Origin of the sequence: Pseudoalteromonas sp. S1610 (assembly GCF_005887465.1) — a bacterium.
Taxonomy (GTDB): Bacteria; Pseudomonadota; Gammaproteobacteria; order Enterobacterales; family Alteromonadaceae; genus Pseudoalteromonas; species Pseudoalteromonas undina.
In genome coordinates, this window is record NZ_PNDI01000015.1 from 21448 (window position 1) to 42877 (window position 21430).

The following is a 21430-nucleotide window of genomic DNA, read 5'->3' on the forward strand; positions in this document are numbered from 1 at the left end:
ATGAGAAGCCCAGCACTTACACTTTAAACTGTTGTACCAGTTTTAATAAGTTATTCCCTAGTATTGCCATTTCGTTACTTGCTGTTGATGTTTGCTCAGTTGCAGCTGATGATTGCTCTGTCACTTGTTTAATATTAACAACGTTGCGGCTGATCTCATCTGCGACCACGGCTTGTTGTTCAGCGGCTGAGGCTATTTGCGCGTTCATATCATTAATTGCGCTGCTGTAGTCATTGATTGTTCGCAGGGTTTCACCTGTTTTACTCACTTTTTCAACAACTAAGTCTGTTTGTTGTTGGCTTTTGGTCATTACCTCAATGGCGGTTAATATTCCGGATTGAAACTTATCGATCATTTGTTCTATGTTGGTGGCCGACTCTTTAGTTCGTTGTGCTAAGGTTCTTACTTCATCAGCAACTACTGCAAAACCTCGGCCTTGCTCACCCGCTCTTGCGGCTTCAATGGCGGCATTTAATGCCAATAAGTTTGTTTGTTCAGATACGCCTTTAATAACATCTAATATGGTACTTATATTTTCGCTGTCGGCTTGTAGCTTTTCAATTGCAGAGGCGGATTGATTAATTTCTTTAGTAAGGTTATCAACCGCGTGAACTGTTTCGCTCACCATGCTTTCACCGGCTTTAGCATTATTATTTGAATCACTTGCTGAACTTGCTGCATTTTCTGCGCTATTTGCAACGTCTTGAATTGTTGCATTCATTTGCGTCATAGCGGTGGCAACTTGTTGCGTTTCATCATGCAGCTTTTTAACTGCTGCACTTGTGGTGTTACTAACTATTGAAAGCTCTTCGGAAGTTGATGCAACCTGAGTGGTTTCAGATGCCACTGAGGTTATTGTGGTGCGAATTTTAGCAACAAATTTATTAAATGCGCGGGCAACGTCGCCGGTTTCATCTTTTGATGAATCGTCGACTGTTACGGTTAAATCACCTTCGCCATCGGCAATATCGTTCATTCTATGTGAAAGGCGATTAAGTGCGCCGGTAATTCTCGAAGAGATAAAAATGGCAATAACAATACCTGCGATTAAGCCTACAAGGGTAATGACAAGCATTAAGCTATATGCAGAGGAGTGCCGTGCTTGAGCTTCTAACTCGTCATTTGCCATATCTTGTTCGATTGCATTTACTAAATTAGCCATTTGAGAAATGGCTAAATCGTTTAGCCTCCTGCCTTCATTTTTAGATAAGGCTATTGCTTTGTCGTTTAAATCAGCTCTTGCTAGATCACGAATTTGAAGATTTACCTCAATATATTCATCCCATGTCGCGGCAAATTCATCGAGTAAACGTTTGCCGTTGTCATTGACTAAATTGCGAAGAGTTGCACGTCGCTCTAGCATTTCATCTCGCGTTTGAGCTATGAAGTCGGCGTATTCATCCATGGCTGCTTTTGAGTCTGCCAAAATTATATTTTTTTCAGCTCGAGATACAGCTAAAGCGCCTTGATTGACTCTAGCTGCCAGTTTTACTTTTTCAGCTGAAACATTAATTATTTTACTCATCTGATCATTCATTATGGAAAGGTTATATATACCAATCCCAGCAGTAACAATTAGCATGATGATTATTAGGCTAAAACTCGCTAATAATTTTGCTTTAATTGAAGTGAAACCAATTTGATTTAAATTTGAGATCATTTTAAATTCCTTTTGGCAGTCCATTTATCGACTTGTATCTTTGAAAAATAACAGGTTCGTTGTAGCACTACTAATTAATAAACTGTAGAACAAAAATTTAATAAATAAAGGTTGGTTTTTAATCAGGTTAATTGTGTTATTTTTGATAGGCGAGAGAGTTATGAACTTTATTTATTATAATTCCCCGACTTTAATGATTAATATTTTATAAATTAAAGTGTGATTTTTTGGGTTGTTTTTTTATTAAATAGTTAGGTTTTCAAGACTACTTTTTAAATTATCACCGCTTAGGGCTAAACAGTGATAATTGAGAATGAAAAGTCAGCCAGCGAGTAAGGAATTGAGCTGACTTGACTGTATTTAACGTTTACTCTGCCGCATGGGGTAAAACAAATGAGAGTGTGGCTAAATGCTCGGTTTTATCAAATACATTTAAATTCGTGCTTTTTTCGTCGTAGATTGCGGCTATTACGTTTAAGCCTTGGTTACGCAATGGCAATGTGACCAAGCCGTCATCATTACTAACTATTGCTTCTTGATCTGGATCGTTTACTAAATCATTGATTACTTTAGCACCTTGAACAGCTTTACTATTGAAAGTTATGCGGTAACTAACCATAGCTCCTTTTTGATCTGAAAATTCTTCGCCTACAGGAAGAATTTGCAATTGCTGATTTTTAAGCGCAGGTATTTGGGCAAGCGGGCCACGTAAATGTACTGCGTACTTTTTAGTATGTTCGCTTAATAGTGCACTGGGGATTGCATCTCGACCTTTAGCAAACCATTCACCTTCCTTTGTTTTACTCCACAACCCATTATCGAGCATGCCAGTAACCGCATAAACGGTTTTATCATTTAGCAGCATCATAGGCCCTGACTCAACAAGCTTTACGTTTTGTTGTTGCCAGTTTTTGTTATAGCCAGTAATGCTTTTAATTTTATTTTGTCGTTTTACGGTATCTAAATCTTGTGCGCCTTCGCCATATATAAAGGCTAACTGTGATGAGCGCTCTGCAAACCATATTGCATGAGCCTGTGTTTGTTCGCTGTATACGCTTGATATTGAAGTGACTAATGCCATGCAGGCGAAAGGTAATATTTTCATTTTTTCTCTAAATTTTAGGAGGTATTTATTTTTCGATGTTGAATACGTTTAATTCAAAAAGAAAAAACAGCCTCTAATAACTTTGTAAAATTTGTTGCTGTAGGGTAGCTCTTTTTATTCTATTTGTATATTATTGCAAATAACAATAATTACCATTTGTATTTCATGTTTATTTAATCGGCCTTACTAAAAAATTTTAGTAAAAACTTAACCGATTAAGCTTGCATGATATCTAAGAGATAGAATGAACTTAATAAATCGATACCAAATATCTGCCATATCAATTGCTATAAGTACCATTTTAGCGCCTTCTGTATACGCAGCTTCAGCGTCAGCTAACATAGAGAAAATAGCGGTTACGGGTGTTAGACAAGCTTTTCGTGGCGATGTGCCCTTAAGCGAGCAACCACAAAGTATTGAGTTTATATCAGCAGAAAGCCTCGATGACGCAGGAGTGACTACACTCACCGATATATTTGATCTAACGCCGAGTATTTCTGAACAAAATGATTTTGGTGGATTGTGGGAAAGCTTTGCAATACGTGGCTTAGTAGGCGATGAGAATATTCCTTCAGGCTTTTTAATTAATGGTTTTTCATCGGGTCGAAGTTTTAGCGGTACCCGCGATACCAGTAATATTGATTATGTAGAAGTGATGAAAGGGCCTGGCTCTGCTCTTTATGGTCGCTCTGAGCCTGGCGGTACTATTAATATCATCACTAAAAAGCCACAGTTTGAAGAACAAGGCTCTTTGAAAGTATCTGCAGGGAGCTGGCAGAGTTATCGCGCTGAAGGTGACTACACTAATGCTATTACCAATGAACTCGCTTTTAGAGTAAATGGTGCAATTGAAGACGGTGAGGGTTTTAGAGACTACCACGAAAATAAAAAAACGGTGATCACACCTTCAATTCTTTGGTTAATATCCGACACAACAAAATTAAATTATGAACTAGAGTATGTTGATCAGAGTGTGACGTTTGACCGTGGCATTGTTGCCCTAGACGGGAAGATAGACGCATTACCTATTGAAACGTTTTTAGGTGAGCCAAGCGATAAACCAACAGAGGTTGATGCGATTTCTCATCAACTGACTTTTGAGCATCAAATAGGGCAATGGTCACTTTTAAATGGGCTTAGCTATAGCGATTCTAAATTTATAAGCGAATCGAGTGATGCTGAACTCGCCCCTAGCAGGCAGGTTTATTTTACTGACGGCGAAACTTTAAGTCGGCAACATAACGAGCGTGATTTTCAAACTAAAAATATTTCAGCCCGCACCGAGCTAAGTGGTAGTGTTACTGCTGCTGGGTTTACCCATCATTTATTAATAGGTGCCGATGCCAGCAAGTTTGATTTTGATAAACTTTGGTATAGATATCGCCCTACGCTTGAAGATACGCGCTATGCCATTAATATGTATAACCCCGTGTATGGGCAAACAGCACCCGAAGGTTCACTTTTATTTAACAGCACTGAAGTACAGCACAGCTATGGGATTTATATTCAAGATCAAATCGACGTCACTGAGCAGTGGAAAGTACAAGTGGGCGGTCGTTATGATTGGTTTGATCAGCAAATAGATAATCATATTAATCAAAGTCAGTCTAAAAGCAATCAGAGTACATTTAGCCCACGAGTAGGCTTAGTGTATGCTTACTCAGACGATATACAGTATTACAGCAGTTACTCTGAAGGTTTTAGGCCAAACAGTGGTTACGATATAAATGGTGATGCATTTGAGCCAGAATCAACAACCTCTATTGAAGCGGGTGTTAAATTTAGCACCGATACCCTAAGTGGTAGCTTTACTGTATTTAGCGCCGAAAAAAGCAATATGTTGACCACAGATTTGCAAGCAGGCGTATCGACGGCGTTAGGTGAGGTAACTAGCGAAGGCGTTGAGTTTGATTTACACGGTTATATTACAGAGCGCACCTCATTTGATTTGGCCTATACCTACACCGATGCAAAAACAGCAAACGAAACGGTTAATACAGATTGGTGGGTAAAATTACCAAAAGGTAGCCCTTTACTCAATATTCCTAAACACAGTGCAAATGCACGTATTAAAAGAGAATTGAATGATTTAATCGATTTAAATGCAAGCGTTGGTATAGCTGTTCAGTATGAGGGGGAACGCTTAGGTGAAACCATAGACCCTACGTATTACTTACCTTCGTATACACTGGTGAACCTGTTCGCAACTTACAACGTTAATGAAGATGTGATTGTACAACTGAACATTAATAACGTACTGGATAAAGAATATTACTCAAATTCTTACTCTGCAATTTGGACTCAACCAGGTGAGCCAGTCAATTATAAACTGAGCTTAAAATATAACTTTTAACTTACCCTTGGGGCAGGCTTAAAGGTGCTTGCCCCATCACCTTACTCAGGCTGTGCTTCTGTTCCAAGTAAAGCGTCAATGTAGGCGAGTTCTTCGCTAAAAATACCACTGAAAAATGCATTCTGTTCAATTACTAAGGCGTCATTAGGTTGAGCTTTGTAGCTTTGCTGGCATCTGATAATTTCACGGGTTAACCACGAGCACTCATTGCTTGCAGTGTTTATAGCTGTTTTTAAAAAAGAGGGCCATTTGATTTTTTGTAAATTAAAGCGATAGAGCATTACAGCTATACGCCCATAGGCTTGTTGCTTTTGTGATGGTGGGTTACCACTTGTTACTATCTTACTGTTTAACAGCTTACTGCTAAACAGTGCTTGTTGCAGCGCGACTTGCTGTGGCTTACTTAAAAAAGTCGTTGTCATAATGCGTGAGTAGCCTTGGTTGCAATAGAAAATAGCATTTAATATTAAAGGCTAAGCAAGGCGTTTTACGACTCAAGCAGCACCGAAAAAATGCAGCAACAGTGATAACAAAGTTGGCCTGACTCTTTACTGAATTATCAAAATACAATTGTAATTGGTTAGATAGTTTTGAAGTATATTAGCATCAATATTTTAATATTAAGGCAGCCAATAACTGAATTAGGTAATTGACTAAGTAATTATAATTAAATAGGTTTTTAAAGGAATAAAGATGTTTTTATCATTTTTTAAAAATCTTTTATATTGTCATATCTAATAATTTACTAGGTCAAATCTATCACTCATCCGCAGAGACAGATGTTATTACTTAAGGTGTTTTATCATTTGAGTTATCAATCTGCGCTAGGTGTTACTGAGGAATAAGAGTTATTTACTTTGCCAAGTTGTGGCGTTATGCAGTAAGTCTTTTAAAGAAACTATGCCCAGATAAAGGGAGTAAATTTTCATTATCTAAACTTACATGTGCAAAAGCAGAACGCTATTTTAAACAAGAAAAAAGCTGAGTAGCATCTTGCGTTCAAACCTTTCTTAACCCTCAATACAGACAAAGTTCTCACTAAATCTATCATTGTAAAAATACAGTAATAATGAAAATCAGAACAAGCTGATTGCTTAGTAATTTAATAAAATGATGCTCTGAGGAAAGCTTACATTTGTTGTGTAATTTTTATAGTTTGTATTGGTGAAATATTTTCATTTCTTTCTTAATTATTGATTTTAAAAATATTTATAGGTGGTCTTTTTTTTGCTTGGTTATTGTTTTTTAACCCTATAAAAATATAGCAATCAAAAAATTATTTAAGGAAGAAAAGTTATGGCAGAGTCATTTAAGTATGCAAATAATAAAGGACATGCAGGAGAGCTTCATCAAAAAGCTAATAAAGACCATCCCGTAATGACAACCGCACAAGGTTGCCCTATCAGTGACAATCAAAATTCATTAAAAGCAGGTCAACGCGGACCAGGACTATTGGAAGATCATGTGTTACGAGAAAAGTTGTTTCACTTTGATCACGAGCGAATTCCTGAGCGAGTTGTTCACGCAAGAGGGTATGGAGCACATGGTTACTTTGAAACGTATGATGCTTTAGATGATTTGACTTCTGCTGATATTTTTCAACGTAAAGGTGAAAAAACACCTGTTTTTGCACGCTTTTCAACAGTGGCGGGTAATCAGGGCTCGCCTGATTTAGCACGTGATGTGCGAGGTTTTGCCGTTAAGTTTTATACGCAGGAAGGTAATTGGGATCTGGTAGGTAATAATATCCCAGTTTTTTTCATTCAAGACGCGATGAAGTTTCCCGATCTTATACATAGCGCAAAAGCAGAACCAGATCGTGGTTTCCCACAAGCGCAAACAGCACACGATAATTTTTGGGATTTTGTAAGTTTGTCGCCAGAATCCATGCACATGGTTATGTGGGCAATGTCAGATAGAGCTATCCCGCGCTCATTAAGGTTTATGGAAGGGTTTGGCGTTCATACTTTTAAGTTTATTAATGCACAAGGTGAAGAAAAATTTGTTAAGTTCCACTGGAAACCTAAAGGCGGTATGCAGTCAGTGGTTTGGAATGAGGCATTGAAATTAAATGGCGCTGATCCTGATTTTCATCGTCGTGATATGTGGGAATCAATTAATAATGGTGACTATCCGGAATGGGAGCTGGGCATTCAAGTATTTGATCAAAAATTTGCTGAAGAGTTCGAGTTCGATGTTTTTGATGCCACTAAACTGATACCCGAAGAGCAAGTACCAGTTAAAGTTATTGGTAAAATGGTACTCAATCGAGTCGTAGACAACTTCTTCGCAGAAACCGAACAGGTTGCATTTTGTACTCAAAATATAGTGCCTGGGCTTGATTTTACTCCCGATCCTTTATTGCAAGGCCGTAATTTTTCTTACCTAGATACACAAACCAAACGCCTAGGTGGGCCTAATTTCACACAAATTCCTATTAATGCACCAAAATGCCCGATGAGACATTTTCTTCAAGATGGCCACATGGCAATGCAGAACCCCAAAGGCCGGGTTAATTACGAACCTAATTCATTCAGCGGGGGTGAAAACAACCCGCGAGAGTGCCCTGTACACGGATTCAAAAGCTCAGAATCTGAAACTGACGGGGGTAAATTACGCTATCGCTCAGAAACATTTAGTGATCACTATAGCCAAGCGCGCCAATTCTATTTAAGTCAAACTGACATTGAGCAAACGCATATTCAAGATGCTTTGATTTTTGAGTTATCTAAAGTAGAGCATTTACGTATCAGAGAACGCGTGGTTTCTCATCTGTTAAACATTGATAACAAGCTTGCTGAGCAAGTTGCATTGGGTTTAGGTTTACAAACTATGCCAGATGCCGCAGAAGCTGCGCTTGATACCCGTCAAGATTTACCAGTATCTGATGCGCTAAGTATTTTAAAAAATGCGCCCAATACATTTAAAGGCAGGAAGCTTGGTATATTAGTAAGTGATGGTTTTGATGCAGAAACCTTTAATTTATTAACACAAAGCCTTAAAGAGGAAGGTGCAAGTCATGAAGTTATTGCGGCTCAAGTTGGTGGTGCTAAAAATAGTAATGGCGAGATTGTTGAGGCCGATCAAGTGATTAATGGCGGTCCTTCGGTGCTTTACGACGCAATAGTTCTGCTTACCACTAATGAAGGCGCTAAAAAGTTTGCTGAAATACCGGAGGCGAAAGATTTTGTCAGTGATGCTTATGCACATATGAAGTATATCGGCTTTAGTGATAAAGCAACTCCTTTAATCGAGGCTACGGGTTTAAATGGACAGCTTGATGATGGCTGGTTGGATTTAAATAAAATTTCCGCAAGTGAGTTTGTCTCAAAAATTCGTAATCTTAGGTATTGGAGCCGATAAATCGCATAAATTGGGGCTAGTGAGAACTAGCCCTTGTTATTGATGGCACCGTTTGATTTGAGGATTACAAAAATTTAAAGGAATAAAATGAAACTAATTTATGTCGATGATAACTTGCCGGGTATTACTCGAAAGAGGCATGAAAACCAATGGGTTTATTATGATCCTGCAGGAAAGAAAATACATGATAAAGATGAAATAGAGCGGTTAGACAGTCTCGCTTTTCCCCCCGCATACAAAGATGTATGGTTATGCCCAGAAGAAAATGGGCATATTTTAGCTACTGGCTACGACAACAAAGACCGCAAGCAATACTTTTATCATCCCGAGTTTAGGGAGCAGCAAGAGCTTAAAAAGTTTGAAGCATGTGTTTTATTTGGAAATAAACTGCCTTTGTTAAGAGCAAAACTATCGGAATATTTGCGAGGTAATGAACTTGATTGCCAGCGCACAATTGCAGCCGTTGTACGTTTAATGGACCTTGGAGCTCTGCGCGTTGGTTCTAAAAAAAATGCCAAACATAACAATAGTTTTGGTGCTACGACATTACGTAGCCGGCATGCAAAACTAACGGGTAAAAATATTCGCTTAAAGTATAAAGCAAAATCCGGTAAGCAAAGAGAAGTGAATATAACAGATAAAGTGCTTAGCTCTATCATACAGCAGTTGCAAGATTTGCCTGGGCAGAGCTTATTCCAATATATCGATGAAGGCGAGTGTTGTGATGTTACCTCCAAAGAAGTGAATGAGTTTATTCAAAGTGTTATGGGTGAGCAGTTTAGTGCAAAACATTTTAGAACATGGCGGGCCAGTGTTTTGGCATTTGAAGTCTTACATAAATCAAACGGCCAGCTTTCGCTTAAAGATATGTTAGATAGCGTTTCAAGTAATTTAGGGAATACCCCAGCAATAGCTCGTAATTCATATATTCATCCAAAGTTGATTGAGCTGTGTAAAGGAGGTAAGGAAGCTCTAAAGGACTTTAATAACTTAGACAAACTACCCCGTAAGACTAAGTACCTAAGTCGCTATGAGCGTGGGTTGTTGATATTTTTAGAAGAGCAAAGCTAATAACGTTAATCTCTTTGTAATTCTACTCATATTTCAATCGCTTGAGTTATACCTATGTGTGTGAACTTTTTACAACTTCTAGCAACTTTTACTTTAAAACGTAGAGTTCTACTTTGCTTTTTTTATTTATCTTTCTGATTTTAAAGGATTAAAACTTTGGTTTGAATGTTGCTAATTACTAAGCGTACTTTCTTAAACAAATAAAGGAGTTATTATGAGTACTGTTATTACTGGGTTATTCGATAATGCATCACAAGCAACATTAGCCATTTATAGATTAGAAGCTTTAGGTGTAAGTGAGGCGGATATAAGCATTGTTGCTAACGACTCGTATACAAAGGAAGACTTTGCTGTAGATGAAGGTACCAAAGCTTCAGAGGGCGGTTTGCTGGGCGCTGCATCTGGTGGCGTGTTAGCGGCAATTATTGGTGGTTTTACCGCTGTTGGTGCAGTCGCTTCGGGTGGTGCAGGCTTATTAGTCGCAGGTCCTTTGGTTTCAGCACTTGCAGCTGGTGGCGCCGGTGCTGCCGTTGGTGGGACTCTCGGTGCAGCAATCGGCGCATTTATTCCAGAACATGAAATTAAGTATTATGAAGACGCAATTGAGAAGGGTTCAATACTCGTCGGTGTTAAATATAACAGCGATAACAAAAATAGTATTGAAGAAATTCTTGATAATGCTGGTGCAAGCAAGGTTTCAAAAGCGTAATATTTCAGGATGCACTATAAGTATCTAAAAAGTATAAAGGTGGAACTGCGTTCCATCTTTTTACGCGTTTGATTTTTAAAACTACCTGAGCTTAGTATATTAATCTATATGGGAACCAATGAATTATTTAGCCCACCTTTATTTAGCAAAGCCTACGGCTGATTCTCATTTTGGCAACTTACTGGGAGATTTTGGTGGTCAACGACAGCTAACATACATACCGACAAGTGTTAAAAGTGCGCTAGATAACCATTATTTAGTGGATAAATTTACTGATGCACATCCTTTAGTTAAAGAAGCTAAACAGCTTTTTTCATCCAAGCGCAGGCGCTTTGCAGGCGTGGCTGTTGATGTGGTGTTTGATCATTTTCTGATTCAGCATTGGCAGCAGTTTAATAACCAATCACTGATTGATTTTAAGCAAACCAGTTATGCGCTTTTGGATAAGCGTATACCTGTAATGCCTACACGAATGCAACGTGTAGTAACCAGTATGACACAAAACGATTGGTTTAAAGAGTATGAAAGCGTTGATGGGGTTGGGCGGGCGCTTGATAATATTGCTAAACGGGTTCGCTTTACTAATAATTTTGCAGGCACCGCTGAAGATATAACCCGACATTATAGTGAGCTAGATGGACTGTTTTTAGCGTTTTTTCCTGAGCTAATTGAACACGTTAATAAGTTTAATCTGGAGAGCGCACCAAAGTAGAGTGCGCTTACAAAATAAGTGGTTTAGTCGTCTGGTCCTTTTATGGTAAATACTAAATGTTTACGCATATCTTTTAAAATTACGCCTTTTTTAAGCATTGCACCGCTTAAGCGCTTTTGCCATTTTAATAACTCAGGCTCTGCCGCAGTTAGTGCCTGTTGGTTTTCAAACTGAAAACACATTAGTAAAGAGCCCGGAAATAAATGATATTCCACATCAAACCAGCACTGCAGCATACCTGGAATTTCAGCACGGCCTTGCTCTTCTATTTTGTCAGCAACATTGAGGACGAGTGCTTGTTGTTTAACTTGCACAGCAGATAGTTTTTTCATGGGAGAAGATCCAATTTAGAGGCTAAGAATACAGCCGGAATAATGCATTATACCCAAGCTTTCAGGGTGATAACAATGTTAGCCATACTTTAAATTAGATGGCTCATAGTGAAGACTGATTGTGGTTAGTTTAGTAGTTCAATCGGTTTGAATACACTATTTATCAAGGGAAATTATGAATCATATAGTTGTTTTTTTAGTTATTATTTTTATGCTGTCAGGGTGCTCTGAAGAGCAAGTTCCTGAGCAAAAATTAAAACCTGTTTCTGCCATTGAGTTAAAAAAAACTAACTCGTTTGATAGTCGTATTTTGTCAGGTGTTATTCAACCTGCAGATACAACGACCTTAACATTTGAGGTTAGCGGAAAGGTTGAAGACGTTTTTTTTGATATTGGTGAAGCTTTTGATAAAGGTGAGCCCCTCGCCAAACTAGAACAAACAAAGTATTTATTGGCAGTGCAGGAGGCCAAAGGACAGGTCTCTAATGCAAAGGCTACGATGCTAAATGTTAAGCAGGATTTTGAACGTAAAGCGTCACTGGTTGATGATGGTGCGGTGTCTGGCGCGCAATACGATGCTGCAAAGTCTCAATATGAGAGCGCCAAGGATAAAGTCGATATTGCTCAAGTGCGATTAGCGATGGCAAAAGAAAAGTTAAAAGATACTACATTGATCGCGCCCTATGCTGGGACTATCTCAAAACGTAATATTGAACCTTCGCAACAAGTTAGCCCTAATATCTCGGCACTTTTAATCCAAGGTAAAGAAAGTTTTGAAGTCTCAGCGCTTGCGCCTGAAGGGCTTCTCTCCTCGTTAACTATTGATAAACCGGCAAAGGTAACTATTTCAGCTTTAGATAAATCGTTGAATGCTAAAATTAAAGAAATTGGCTCAGCTGCTCAAGGAGCGAATGCTTTTCCTATTATTTTAAAAATCTCAGCTAATGATATCGCAGGTATCAGAACGGGTATGAGTGCAGAAGTGCAATTTAAACAACAGCAGGGAGAAAGCGATGGTTTTATGGTGCCTGTAAGTGCAATCATGGCAAAAGAAAATAACCAACACTTTGTTTTTAAACTGATAACAACAGCGCAAGCTGACTCACAACAAGCTGGCTACGTTTTACAAAAAACAACAGTGGATGTAATGAAATTTTTTGCGCAAAAAGCGCAAATTAAAGGAGATTTAAAAGAGGGGGAACAAATTGTTAACGCGGGAATGGCTTTTTTACACGATGGGCAAAAAGTAACGCTTATCGAAGGCGAAATTAAGCGACTTAACCCATAACCCGTGACGGAGATTTAAAACAATGAAGATCCCTACTATTTCAGAGCTTGCTCTTGATCATAATCGCCTTATGTTAGCTATTGTTTTTGGCCTTATGTTATTTGGCGCCTTTAGTTATTATCAACTACCAAAGCAAGAAGACCCTAAAATAAAAATTCGCGAAGCTGTTGTCACAACAGCTTATCCGGGGATGAGCGCGAAAAAAGTAGAGTTGTTGATCACTAAAACACTCGAAGAAGCTATTCGTGAAATGCCCAGTATTGCCGAAATTCGCTCAGTATCTATTCCTGGTCGTTCTATTATTCACGCTGAGCTTAAGCAAAGTGTTGAGCAAAGTGAGTTTGATCAACAATGGGATAAACTGCGCGATCAAATAAACGCAGTGCGTGATGACTTACCCAATGGGACATTGCCTTATGTAGTAAACGATGATTTTGGTGATGTTGCCGTATTAACAGTGGCACTTATTGCTGATCCTGCCTACAGTATGGGCGATCGCCAAGATGTGGCGCAACACATTGCTGATATGCTGCATCAAGTTGAGGGCACTAAAAAAATTGATATTTTGGGCATTCAACAAGAGCGTATTTTTATTGAAATTGAAAATGCTAAGCTCGCTCAACTGGGTATTGCACCTGAACAATTAATTGCCGCTTTGAAAAACCAAAATATTATACGCCCTAGTGGGGTTATTGACGCCAATGGCAAAAACTTTATTATTCAACCTTCAGGAAATTACCAAAACCTTGCCGATATTAGAAATACACTTATCAGTGTGCCTAACCAGCCTGAAACAATATTGTTGCGCGATATTGCTAAAATAAGCCGTAAAGTGGTCGATCCCCCATCAAGAACAAGTTATTACAATAATCGCCAAGCCATTATTTTTGCCATATCTAAGGATGAACAAGCGGATGTGCTTAAGTTCACTCCTAAAATAGAAGCGATGACAGCTCAAATTAACCAAACTATTCCTGCAGGCTATCAATTAAAAAATATTACGCGCCAAGCCGATGTGGTTGAAGATGCAGTATTTGGTGTGACTTTTAGTGTTTTGCAAACCATCGTTATAGTATCAATTGTGGTAGTGATGTTTTTAGGCTTACGCACTGGTCTGATTGTGGGCTCGATTGTGCCAGCAGCGATTTTAATCACGCTTTCAGTTATGAACTTTATGGGTATTCCATTAGAGCGTATGTCGCTAGCTACTTTAATTATTGCGCTTGGTCTTTTGGTTGATGATGGCATAATAATGGCTGAAGATTTTAAAAAGCGTATCGAAGATGGCGAAACGCGTGATACAGCTGTACGTAATACCTCCGGCACTCTTGCGATACCGTCTTTAACTTCATCATTAACAACTATTCTTGTGTTTTTACCTCTTATGTTGGCACAAAGTAGTGCCGGTGAATATACGCGCTCGATCTCCTTGGTGGTGCTAATTGCATTACTTACTTCTTGGGCGCTAAGCCTGACATTTACTACTTATTTATGTCATCGCTTTGTTAAAAAAGAAACGAGGCAAAAGCAAAATATTGTTCGACGTAAAATTAATCGCTTTTTTGATAGCCTCACCCCGGTTTACGAAAAAGCATTACGACAAATTATGCGTGCGCGTATTGCGTTTGTTGTTGTTATTTTAGGACTATTTTTGGCAGGGGGCTGGGCTATGAGTCTAGTGCCTGCAAAGTTTTTTCCAGATTCTGACCGAGCACAAATTTTAGTGTACCTTGATATGCCAGCGGGTACTTCAATGCGTAAAACTGACGCAGCGGTGCAGGCTATTTCAAAAAAATTGGATGATAAAGAACACTTTCCACATATTGAAAAATATGCGGCCTATGCTGGATTTGGTGGTCCTCGGTTTGTTTTATCACTTACACCTATCGACCCCGAACCTTCAAAAGCATTTTTTATGATTGATGTAGGTGAACGAAAGTTCGCCGATCCTACATTAAAGAGAGTGCGAGAGATGTTTGCTCAAGATTTCCCTGGTGTGATGGGGCATGTTACGAAAATGTTCTTAGGGCCATCTGATTCTTCACTAATAGAGATTCAAGTTAAAGGTCCTGATAGTGATTATATTTATTCTGTTAGCGATGAAATTAAAACTTTGTTGCGAAATGTAGATGGCACGTTTGATATTAAAAGCGATTGGGAAAACCGCATTACGACACTTAAACTTGAGGTTAATCAGCAAAATGCTCGTCGTGCCGGAATTAGCTCAAATGATGTTGCCCAAGCGTTAGAAACCTATTTTTCTGGACGCATAATATCCGAGTTTCGTGAAGGTGATGATATATTCCCTATTGTATTAAGGGCACAAGACAGGGAGCGTTACGATTTAGATCGGATCAATAGTGTAAGTATTTATTCTTCTGCTAGAGGCGTCAGTGTTCCTTTAATGCAAGTGGCCGAGATTCGCTATGAAACGCAGTTTGCCCGCATTGCGCGTGAAAATTTATTTCGTACCGTAACGGTACAAGCTAAAAATCAAATTATGTCGGCGCAAAGTATGGTGCCCTTACTTGAAGAGAAGCTTGCTAAAATAAAAGAAAAATTACCACCTGGATATAAAATTGAATACGACGGGGTGATTGGAGACTCCGCGGAATCGCAAGCTGCTATTTTAGCTAATTTACCGCTGTGTATTGCCATTATGGTGTTTATTATTATTGCGCAGTTTCGCTCTTACCGTGCAACCAGTATTGTATTTTTAACCGTACCCCTAATTATTATTGGTGCTGCTTTTGGTTTGTTGGTTATGCAAGCAAACTTTGGGTTTATGGTTATTTTAGGTTTATATGCGCTTGCCGGTATTATCATTAATAATGCGGTGATTTTAATAGACCGAATAAATATTGAACGTAAACAGATAGAGTACTCAGAGCAACAAACCGCAGAGCAGTCTAATCAACAAAACTTTGAGGCGGTAATCAATGCTTCTTTAAGGCGTTTACGCCCTATTTTGATGTCTACTTGCACAACGATAATAGGCTTAATGCCACTTATTTTATCTAAAGATGTTTTGTTTTATGGTCAAGCAAGTACTATTGCGTTTGGTCTTGCAATGGGAACAATTTTAACATTAGGATTTGTTCCTGTTGTGTATACGTTTTTCTTTAAAATAAAGCCAGTTAAATCAGATAAACATCAAACCCAGCGTGAGTCAGAGCAGGCTTAATATGAAGGGCAGATAATAAGTTTTATCCCTATTTAGTGGCAATTTTAGCCTCTAAATAGGCCTGTTTTACTCATGCTTTATTTGTTTAGATAAAAACAAGTTAGTAACGTCTGCGACTTTGATTAACGACTCTTTATCAGCATGGCTCCAAGTTACCTTTGAGCCTACACTTTCACAACAAATAACACCTAATGGTTTGCTATCAAGTATATAGATGTAATCAAGTAAAGAATAAATATTGAGCGGCTCAAAGTAAGAGTGAGAGAATGGCTTGGTTACTTCGTTATTTCTGGCGTCGGAGGCGTCGAGTACTTGATTGGTTAAAATATAGTTGAAATAAGCAGGGGAGTTTTCTGTGTATAGAACAGTTCCATTTGAAACAACATCATTTTCATCAAGGCAAGCTAAGCAATTTAATGCACTGTAATCTTTATTAAATAACCACAGACTGACTCGATTAGCATTGGGAATAAGCGCTTTTAACTCTTTGCATATTTGCTTTAGTTTCCTGTTACTAGAAACATTAGGATCGCTAATTTTTACTGCTAAGTTTTTTAAGTTGAGGTTTTTAGGATTATAAACATTGAGTAAGCTATTGAGCTTAGCTTTATCAAACGGTTTAGTTAAGTAGCCATCCATACCAATACCTAAATAATGCTCAATGTCTTGTTTTAGGGTATTTGCTGTCATAGCTATAATTGGAACTGTTTTACCTGCAGGGAGTGCTCTAATAGCCTGTGTGGCTTTTATGCCATCCATTTCAGGCATTTGTATATCCATGAAAATTAAGTCTACCGAGTGCTCTTTGAAGTACTTAACACATTCTTTACCATCCTCTGCGATAATTAAATTAGCATTATGTGCTTTGAGCATTTTAACGATAATAAGCTGATTTATTTTATTATCTTCGGCAATTAATACAGTACAACCTTTCAGGTTTGTTATATCAGAGCCCTGCTTTGCTACTGATGGTAATAAAGCAAGCTCAAAGCTTTGCTCATAGGTAAATGTGGAGCCCTTACCTATTTTGCTGGTAAAGCTAAGCTTCCCCTGCATTAATTCACTTAAGCGAGCACAAATTGATAAGCCTAAACCTGTACCCCCATATTCTCTTGAAGTTGATGAGTCTGCCTGATGAAACTCTTTAAATAAATGTTCTTGAACAGTCTCATTAATGCCAAGGCCTGTATCAATAACTTCAAATTTGAGTAATTGTGTTTGCAATGTACTGCTTTTAATACTTACTTTGAGTTCGACTTGGCCAGTTTTGGTAAATTTAATCGCATTTGAGCATAGGTTATTTAAAATTTGCGAAACCCGAAGAGGATCGCCTTTTAAATTCTCTGCTATTTTAGGATCTACCGACTTAATAAGTTTTATACCTTTAGCAGACGCTTGCTGTAACTGGGGTTTTATTACATCGCTAATAACGTCATTAAGATTGAAGTTGATATGTTCAATCTCTAATTTACCAGCCTCAATTTTAGAAAAGTCTAAAATATCGTTTACAATATTTGATAAGTAATGTGCTGACTTTAATATACTTTTTAAGGTGTTATCTTTTTCCTCTGTTGTGCCTTCTGATATGGCAAACTCAGCTAAATTTAAAATCCCATGTAATGGGGTTCTCAACTCATGAGTCATATTTGCTAAAAATTTACTTTTTGTGTTGTTGGCTGTATCAGCTTCTTCTTTTAACTTTTCTAGTTCTTTATTGTGTGCTTTTTGTTTTTCTAATGCCATCACTAGCTTTTTATTATTAAGTCTAAGCTCTAATTGCGCAATAACTTCTTTGCTCAAAACCGTGAGTGCATTTATCTGTTTGCTTGAGAGCTTTTTTGGCTTATCGCTAATAACACATAACGTACCAATAGCATTGCCTCTAGGAGTTATAAGAGGTGCACCTGCATAAAAGCGAATATTTGGGTCGTTTGTAACCAAGGGATTATCGTGAAAGCGGGTATCAGTAAGTGCATTTTGAACTTCGAACACTTGGTTTTCTAAAATTGCGTGAGAACAAAACGAGATATCCCGTGCGGTTTCGTCTACATCAATACCTTGCTTTGATTTAAACCATTGCCTGTCGGGAGCAACAAGACTTATTAGTGAGATTGGCGTTTCACAAATATCAGATGCAAGCAGGGTTAAGTCGTCAAAGGATTTCTCAGCTTCAGTGTCTAAAACGTCATACTCATATAGGTCTTTTAGCCGTGATAGTTCATCTTCAGGTGTTGACGCTTTTATCATTATGTAACCTTGTTTTTGATATGCCTAACAATGAGTAATTGAATAAAAATAATAATGGATGCGCGAGCGTAAAATGCAATTAAATTATTATGCTCAAGTAGTTAGCTTATATGACCTTAACAGTTTTTGCTAATTGATTTAAAACTGCTCAATCAACAATTCTATTACGGCCTTTCGTTTTTGCCTCGTATAAATAGTCATCAACATATTTTAAGCTGTTTTGTAAGCTGATAGAACCATCATGAGTAAGTAGCCCAATACTTACCGTAAAGCTAATATTAAAATTGCGATAGTAAACTTTATGTTCATTTACTGCGTGTTTTATTCGCTCAGCGGCTTGCTTGGCTTCTGCTTTGTTTGTGTTGGGCATAATAATTAAAAACTCTTCACCGCCCAGGCGAAATACAAAATCTTGCTTTCTGGTTAAAGCGCGTAATGTATTGGTAAGCTCTTTTAAGCTTAAATCGCCAGCTTCGTGACCATAGTTATCATTTATTGCTTTAAAATGGTCTATGTCGAGCATTAATAACGAAATATAGGTATTTTTATTCTGCGTTTTTAATAGCTCATCGCTGAGTGTTCTGTATAAAGTCCGTCTATTTAAACAGCCTGTAAGTGGGTCTATATTGGCTTGTTTTTCTAGCTCTTGATTAAGAGAAGAGAGCTCTTGAGTACGCGCCTGAATACGCTGCTCTAAACTGGTATTAAGCGCGATCAGTTTGTGTTCTATGTTTATTTCTTTGGTTACGTCGTTTTGAACAGCAAAATAATAAGCTACTTTTCCATCTCTAAAAATGGGTGATATGGCCAGTTCATTCCAATAAGGGTCGCCACTTTTTGTGTAGTTTAAAATTCGTGTAGTTATGGGGAGCCCTTTTTTAAGATGAATTTTGAGTTGCTCTATTGTGTTGGCATCAGTTTTTTCACCTTGTAAAATAGAGCCAAGCTTTTTACCTTCTACTTGATTCAGTGGGTAGCCTGTAATTCTTTCAAATGAGCCATTTACCCAAATAACACGCTTGTCTTTATCGGCAATCACCATTCCTACTGTGGTTTCTTTGAGTGCAGTAACTAAAAAGTCCCGCTCCAGAGCTATTTTTTCACTCCCTGATATGTCTTGAAAAATGCCATATAGCTTCGTGATTTCACCGTTTAAATCTCTCGATACATTGCCGCTTGATATTACAGTGCGCTCTTGTAGATCGTCGTCTACAACACGAAGCTTTATACAACTCCATTCTTGTCCGCATGCAAGAGCTTGCTCGACCGCATCTGTTATTTTGGATTTGTCATCTTCATGATAAAAATTTATTGCAGTATCTAGTTGAGGGGAATAGTTACTCGGTGAAACACCATGAATGGTATAAATTTCATCGGTCCAAAATAATTGGTTAGTTTTACAGTCGAGTTGCCAATAGCCTACCTTTAAAACTTCGCCGGCATTTTCTATGATGGTTTGTAATTCGTTATTGCTAATAACAGACGACACTTGGGCAAAGTGCTGGTTAAAAACTAAAACCATATGTTGGTGTTGGTTTTGCTGCACGCTGTGTAAGCAACAATTTAGTTTAATGGAGTAATCGGTTGCTAATGTTAGTTCAATATCAAATTGGTCTAACTCATTATGTTGCGATTTTAGTGCGAGAATTTGTTGTTGTAATAGAGCTTTGCTTTCAGTAGTACTACAGCCATAAAGGCTTTCAATGGTGGGTACTTTTTTAGCTGCAACATTTAGCTCTGACCACCTTGGAGAAAGATAACTAAGCTGATTATTATTATCAAATACCATTAAAAGAAAATTACACTTTTCTAGCAGCGCAATATTTATGTCTTTAATATCCATAAGCTCCCTACATATGAAAAGTATTACAACAATAAGGTTGAGTATAGACACCTTCTTTTATTTTTTCAGTTCAAGACAGTCTTAATAGTGGTCAGAATTCTTACTAAAAGTGTATTTCAGGTTTGTTTTTATCACTTTCCTGATAAGGTATTGGTTGTATAACAATATTTTAACGTTATTTCGTTGTTGTTAACGCAGAACGAATCACTGGAGAGTTTAATGAGCATATTTCGATTGAGTGTTGTTACCTCGTTTTTTTTCGCTGCTAATCTCTGTGCTACTAGTGCACATGCAAATACTAAAGTAATTCATGCAGGAGAGTTATTGGCTATTCCCGGAGAAAAACCACAACAAAAACAAACTATAGTAATAGAAAATGGCAAAGTACTCTCGGTATCTGCGGGTTTTTTACCCATCACTCGTTTTGGCGATGATGCTCAGTTAATCGATTTATCGACCCGCTTTGTTATGCCAGGGCTTATGGATATGCATGTGCATTTACAAGGTGAGCTTGGGCCAAATAACAAAAAAGAGTTGGTGGAAATGTCTGATGCAGATGTAGCAATGCGCAGTGTGCATTTTGCTAACAAAACTCTTATGGCGGGCTTTACTACTGTGCGTGATGTGGGAAGTCAAAGCGAGCAAATGTATGCATTACGTAAAGGCGTAGAAAATGGCTGGGTTGATGGGCCGCGTATTATTGCTGGTGCTGGCGTTACTATTACTGGCGGACACTTAGATGTTGATGGTATGAGCCCTGATTTACTCACCATAAAAACACCGCCAACAGTGTGTGATGGTGCTATTGAATGCCGTAAAAAAACTCGCTATGCAATTAAATACGGGGCTGATTTAATTAAAGTTGCTTCTACCGGTGGCGTGCTTTCGGATACTACTACGGGCACAGGGCAGCAAATGCAAGACGATGAACTTAAAGCTGTAGTTGATACAGCGCATGGTTTAGGGCGAAAAGTAGCTAGTCATGCGCATGCCGCTCAAGGTATTAATGCAGCATTACGTGCGGGCGTTGATAGCATAGAGCACGGTAGTTACACCGATGATGAAGGCATTAAATTATTTAAAGAAACAGGGGCTTATTTAGTCCCTACTTTGCTTGCTGGGTACACCGTAGTTGGGTTAGCAAAAAACAGTGACTTTATGTCTGCGCCAATTAAAAGCAAAGCAATTAGGGTAGGGGGCGATATGCTCAACAATTTTACTAAGGCTTATAAGGCCGGGGTAAACATTGCATTTGGTACCGACAGTGGCGTATCTAAGCACGGCATTAACGCAAAAGAAGCGGTATTAATGCATCAAGCAGGTATGACACCTGCTGATATTTTAAAATCGGCAACCGTCAATGCTGCTGATTTAATTGATATGAGCCAGCGCTTGGGCACCATAGAGCCTGGTAAGTTTGCTGATATTATTGCTTTGGACACCAGCCCACTTAGCGATATTAGCGCTTTAATGGATGTCGATTTTGTAATGAAAGAAGGCACGATTTTTAAACACCAATAAATACCCTATTTATTTTATTAATAATGACGCAATAACGCTGGT

At 38.3% G+C, this 21430-nt stretch carries 14 protein-coding genes; 8 read left to right on the plus strand and 6 right to left on the minus strand.

What is annotated here, in order from left to right; all coding sequences use genetic code 11:
- Positions 1–16: 16 nt before the first annotated feature.
- Entirely contained in the window at positions 17–1660 is a 1644-nt protein-coding gene (locus CWB77_RS08280) for a methyl-accepting chemotaxis protein (protein WP_171043261.1), read from the minus strand.
- Between the two features lie 367 nt (positions 1661–2027).
- Complete coding sequence (locus CWB77_RS08285) at positions 2028–2765, minus strand: DUF4198 domain-containing protein (protein WP_138622277.1); 738 nt, start codon at positions 2763–2765, stop codon at positions 2028–2030.
- Between the two features lie 244 nt (positions 2766–3009).
- Here CWB77_RS08285 and CWB77_RS08290 point away from each other — a divergent pair, with 244 nt between their 5' ends.
- Positions 3010–5118 carry a TonB-dependent siderophore receptor gene (locus tag CWB77_RS08290; protein WP_138622279.1) on the plus strand — a complete coding sequence of 703 codons (2109 nt, stop codon included), beginning with the start codon at positions 3010–3012 and terminating at the stop codon, positions 5116–5118.
- A 41-nt stretch (positions 5119–5159) separates the two neighbouring features.
- On the opposite strand, the gene CWB77_RS08295 is transcribed toward CWB77_RS08290, so the two are convergent.
- Positions 5160–5540, minus strand: coding sequence for a hypothetical protein (locus CWB77_RS08295; RefSeq protein ID WP_138622281.1), 381 nt, complete (start codon positions 5538–5540; stop codon positions 5160–5162).
- A gap of 874 nt (positions 5541–6414) precedes the next feature.
- On the opposite strand from CWB77_RS08295, the gene CWB77_RS08300 reads away from it, so the two are divergent.
- The 4 genes from CWB77_RS08300 (at position 6415) to CWB77_RS08315 (ending at position 10973) form a co-directional block, all read left to right on the plus strand.
- A complete protein-coding gene (locus CWB77_RS08300; protein ID WP_138622283.1) occupies positions 6415–8481 on the plus strand; it encodes a catalase in 2067 nt (688 codons plus the stop codon).
- An 87-nt stretch (positions 8482–8568) separates the two neighbouring features.
- Positions 8569–9552 (plus strand): DNA topoisomerase IB, encoded by a 984-nt coding sequence (locus tag CWB77_RS08305; RefSeq protein WP_138622285.1) that lies wholly within the window; start codon positions 8569–8571, stop codon positions 9550–9552.
- Positions 9553–9766: 214 nt separating this feature from the next.
- On the plus strand, positions 9767–10261 hold the full coding sequence (locus CWB77_RS08310; protein WP_010390780.1) for a general stress protein: 495 nt from the start codon (positions 9767–9769) through the stop codon (positions 10259–10261).
- A 118-nt stretch (positions 10262–10379) separates the two neighbouring features.
- A complete protein-coding gene (locus CWB77_RS08315; protein ID WP_138622287.1) occupies positions 10380–10973 on the plus strand; it encodes an acyl carrier protein phosphodiesterase in 594 nt (197 codons plus the stop codon).
- A 23-nt stretch (positions 10974–10996) separates the two neighbouring features.
- Here CWB77_RS08315 and CWB77_RS08320 read toward each other — a convergent pair whose 3' ends face one another.
- Entirely contained in the window at positions 10997–11305 is a 309-nt protein-coding gene (locus CWB77_RS08320; protein ID WP_138622289.1) for a hypothetical protein, read from the minus strand.
- A gap of 175 nt (positions 11306–11480) precedes the next feature.
- On the opposite strand from CWB77_RS08320, the gene CWB77_RS08325 reads away from it, so the two are divergent.
- Entirely contained in the window at positions 11481–12593 is a 1113-nt protein-coding gene (locus CWB77_RS08325) for an efflux RND transporter periplasmic adaptor subunit (protein WP_138622291.1), read from the plus strand.
- 22 nt (positions 12594–12615) lie between these two features.
- Positions 12616–15777 carry an efflux RND transporter permease subunit gene (locus CWB77_RS08330; RefSeq protein ID WP_138622293.1) on the plus strand — a complete coding sequence of 1054 codons (3162 nt, stop codon included), beginning with the start codon at positions 12616–12618 and terminating at the stop codon, positions 15775–15777.
- A 66-nt stretch (positions 15778–15843) separates the two neighbouring features.
- Here CWB77_RS08330 and CWB77_RS08335 read toward each other — a convergent pair whose 3' ends face one another.
- Both CWB77_RS08335 and CWB77_RS08340 read right to left on the minus strand, forming a co-directional pair.
- On the minus strand, positions 15844–18024 hold the full coding sequence (locus CWB77_RS08335) for a GAF domain-containing hybrid sensor histidine kinase/response regulator (RefSeq protein WP_138622295.1): 2181 nt from the start codon (positions 18022–18024) through the stop codon (positions 15844–15846).
- A 148-nt stretch (positions 18025–18172) separates the two neighbouring features.
- Complete coding sequence (locus tag CWB77_RS08340) at positions 18173–19867, minus strand: GGDEF domain-containing protein (RefSeq protein WP_138622297.1); 1695 nt, start codon at positions 19865–19867, stop codon at positions 18173–18175.
- A gap of 219 nt (positions 19868–20086) precedes the next feature.
- On the opposite strand from CWB77_RS08340, the gene CWB77_RS08345 reads away from it, so the two are divergent.
- Positions 20087–21388, plus strand: coding sequence for a metal-dependent hydrolase family protein (locus tag CWB77_RS08345; RefSeq protein WP_138622298.1), 1302 nt, complete (start codon positions 20087–20089; stop codon positions 21386–21388).
- The last annotated feature ends 42 nt before the right edge of the window (positions 21389–21430 follow it).

Coding starts and splice junctions, on each gene's coding strand:
- CWB77_RS08280 (WP_171043261.1), bottom strand. CDS start 1,660: ATGATCTCAAATTTAAATCAAATTGGTTTCACTTCAATTAAAGCAAAA.
- CWB77_RS08285 (WP_138622277.1), bottom strand. CDS start 2,765: ATGAAAATATTACCTTTCGCCTGCATGGCATTAGTCACTTCAATATCA.
- CWB77_RS08290 (WP_138622279.1), top strand. CDS start 3,010: ATGAACTTAATAAATCGATACCAAATATCTGCCATATCAATTGCTATA.
- CWB77_RS08295 (WP_138622281.1), bottom strand. CDS start 5,540: ATGACAACGACTTTTTTAAGTAAGCCACAGCAAGTCGCGCTGCAACAA.
- CWB77_RS08300 (WP_138622283.1), top strand. CDS start 6,415: ATGGCAGAGTCATTTAAGTATGCAAATAATAAAGGACATGCAGGAGAG.
- CWB77_RS08305 (WP_138622285.1), top strand. CDS start 8,569: ATGAAACTAATTTATGTCGATGATAACTTGCCGGGTATTACTCGAAAG.
- CWB77_RS08310 (WP_010390780.1), top strand. CDS start 9,767: ATGAGTACTGTTATTACTGGGTTATTCGATAATGCATCACAAGCAACA.
- CWB77_RS08315 (WP_138622287.1), top strand. CDS start 10,380: ATGAATTATTTAGCCCACCTTTATTTAGCAAAGCCTACGGCTGATTCT.
- CWB77_RS08320 (WP_138622289.1), bottom strand. CDS start 11,305: ATGAAAAAACTATCTGCTGTGCAAGTTAAACAACAAGCACTCGTCCTC.
- CWB77_RS08325 (WP_138622291.1), top strand. CDS start 11,481: ATGAATCATATAGTTGTTTTTTTAGTTATTATTTTTATGCTGTCAGGG.
- CWB77_RS08330 (WP_138622293.1), top strand. CDS start 12,616: ATGAAGATCCCTACTATTTCAGAGCTTGCTCTTGATCATAATCGCCTT.
- CWB77_RS08335 (WP_138622295.1), bottom strand. CDS start 18,024: ATGATAAAAGCGTCAACACCTGAAGATGAACTATCACGGCTAAAAGAC.
- CWB77_RS08340 (WP_138622297.1), bottom strand. CDS start 19,867: ATGGATATTAAAGACATAAATATTGCGCTGCTAGAAAAGTGTAATTTT.
- CWB77_RS08345 (WP_138622298.1), top strand. CDS start 20,087: ATGAGCATATTTCGATTGAGTGTTGTTACCTCGTTTTTTTTCGCTGCT.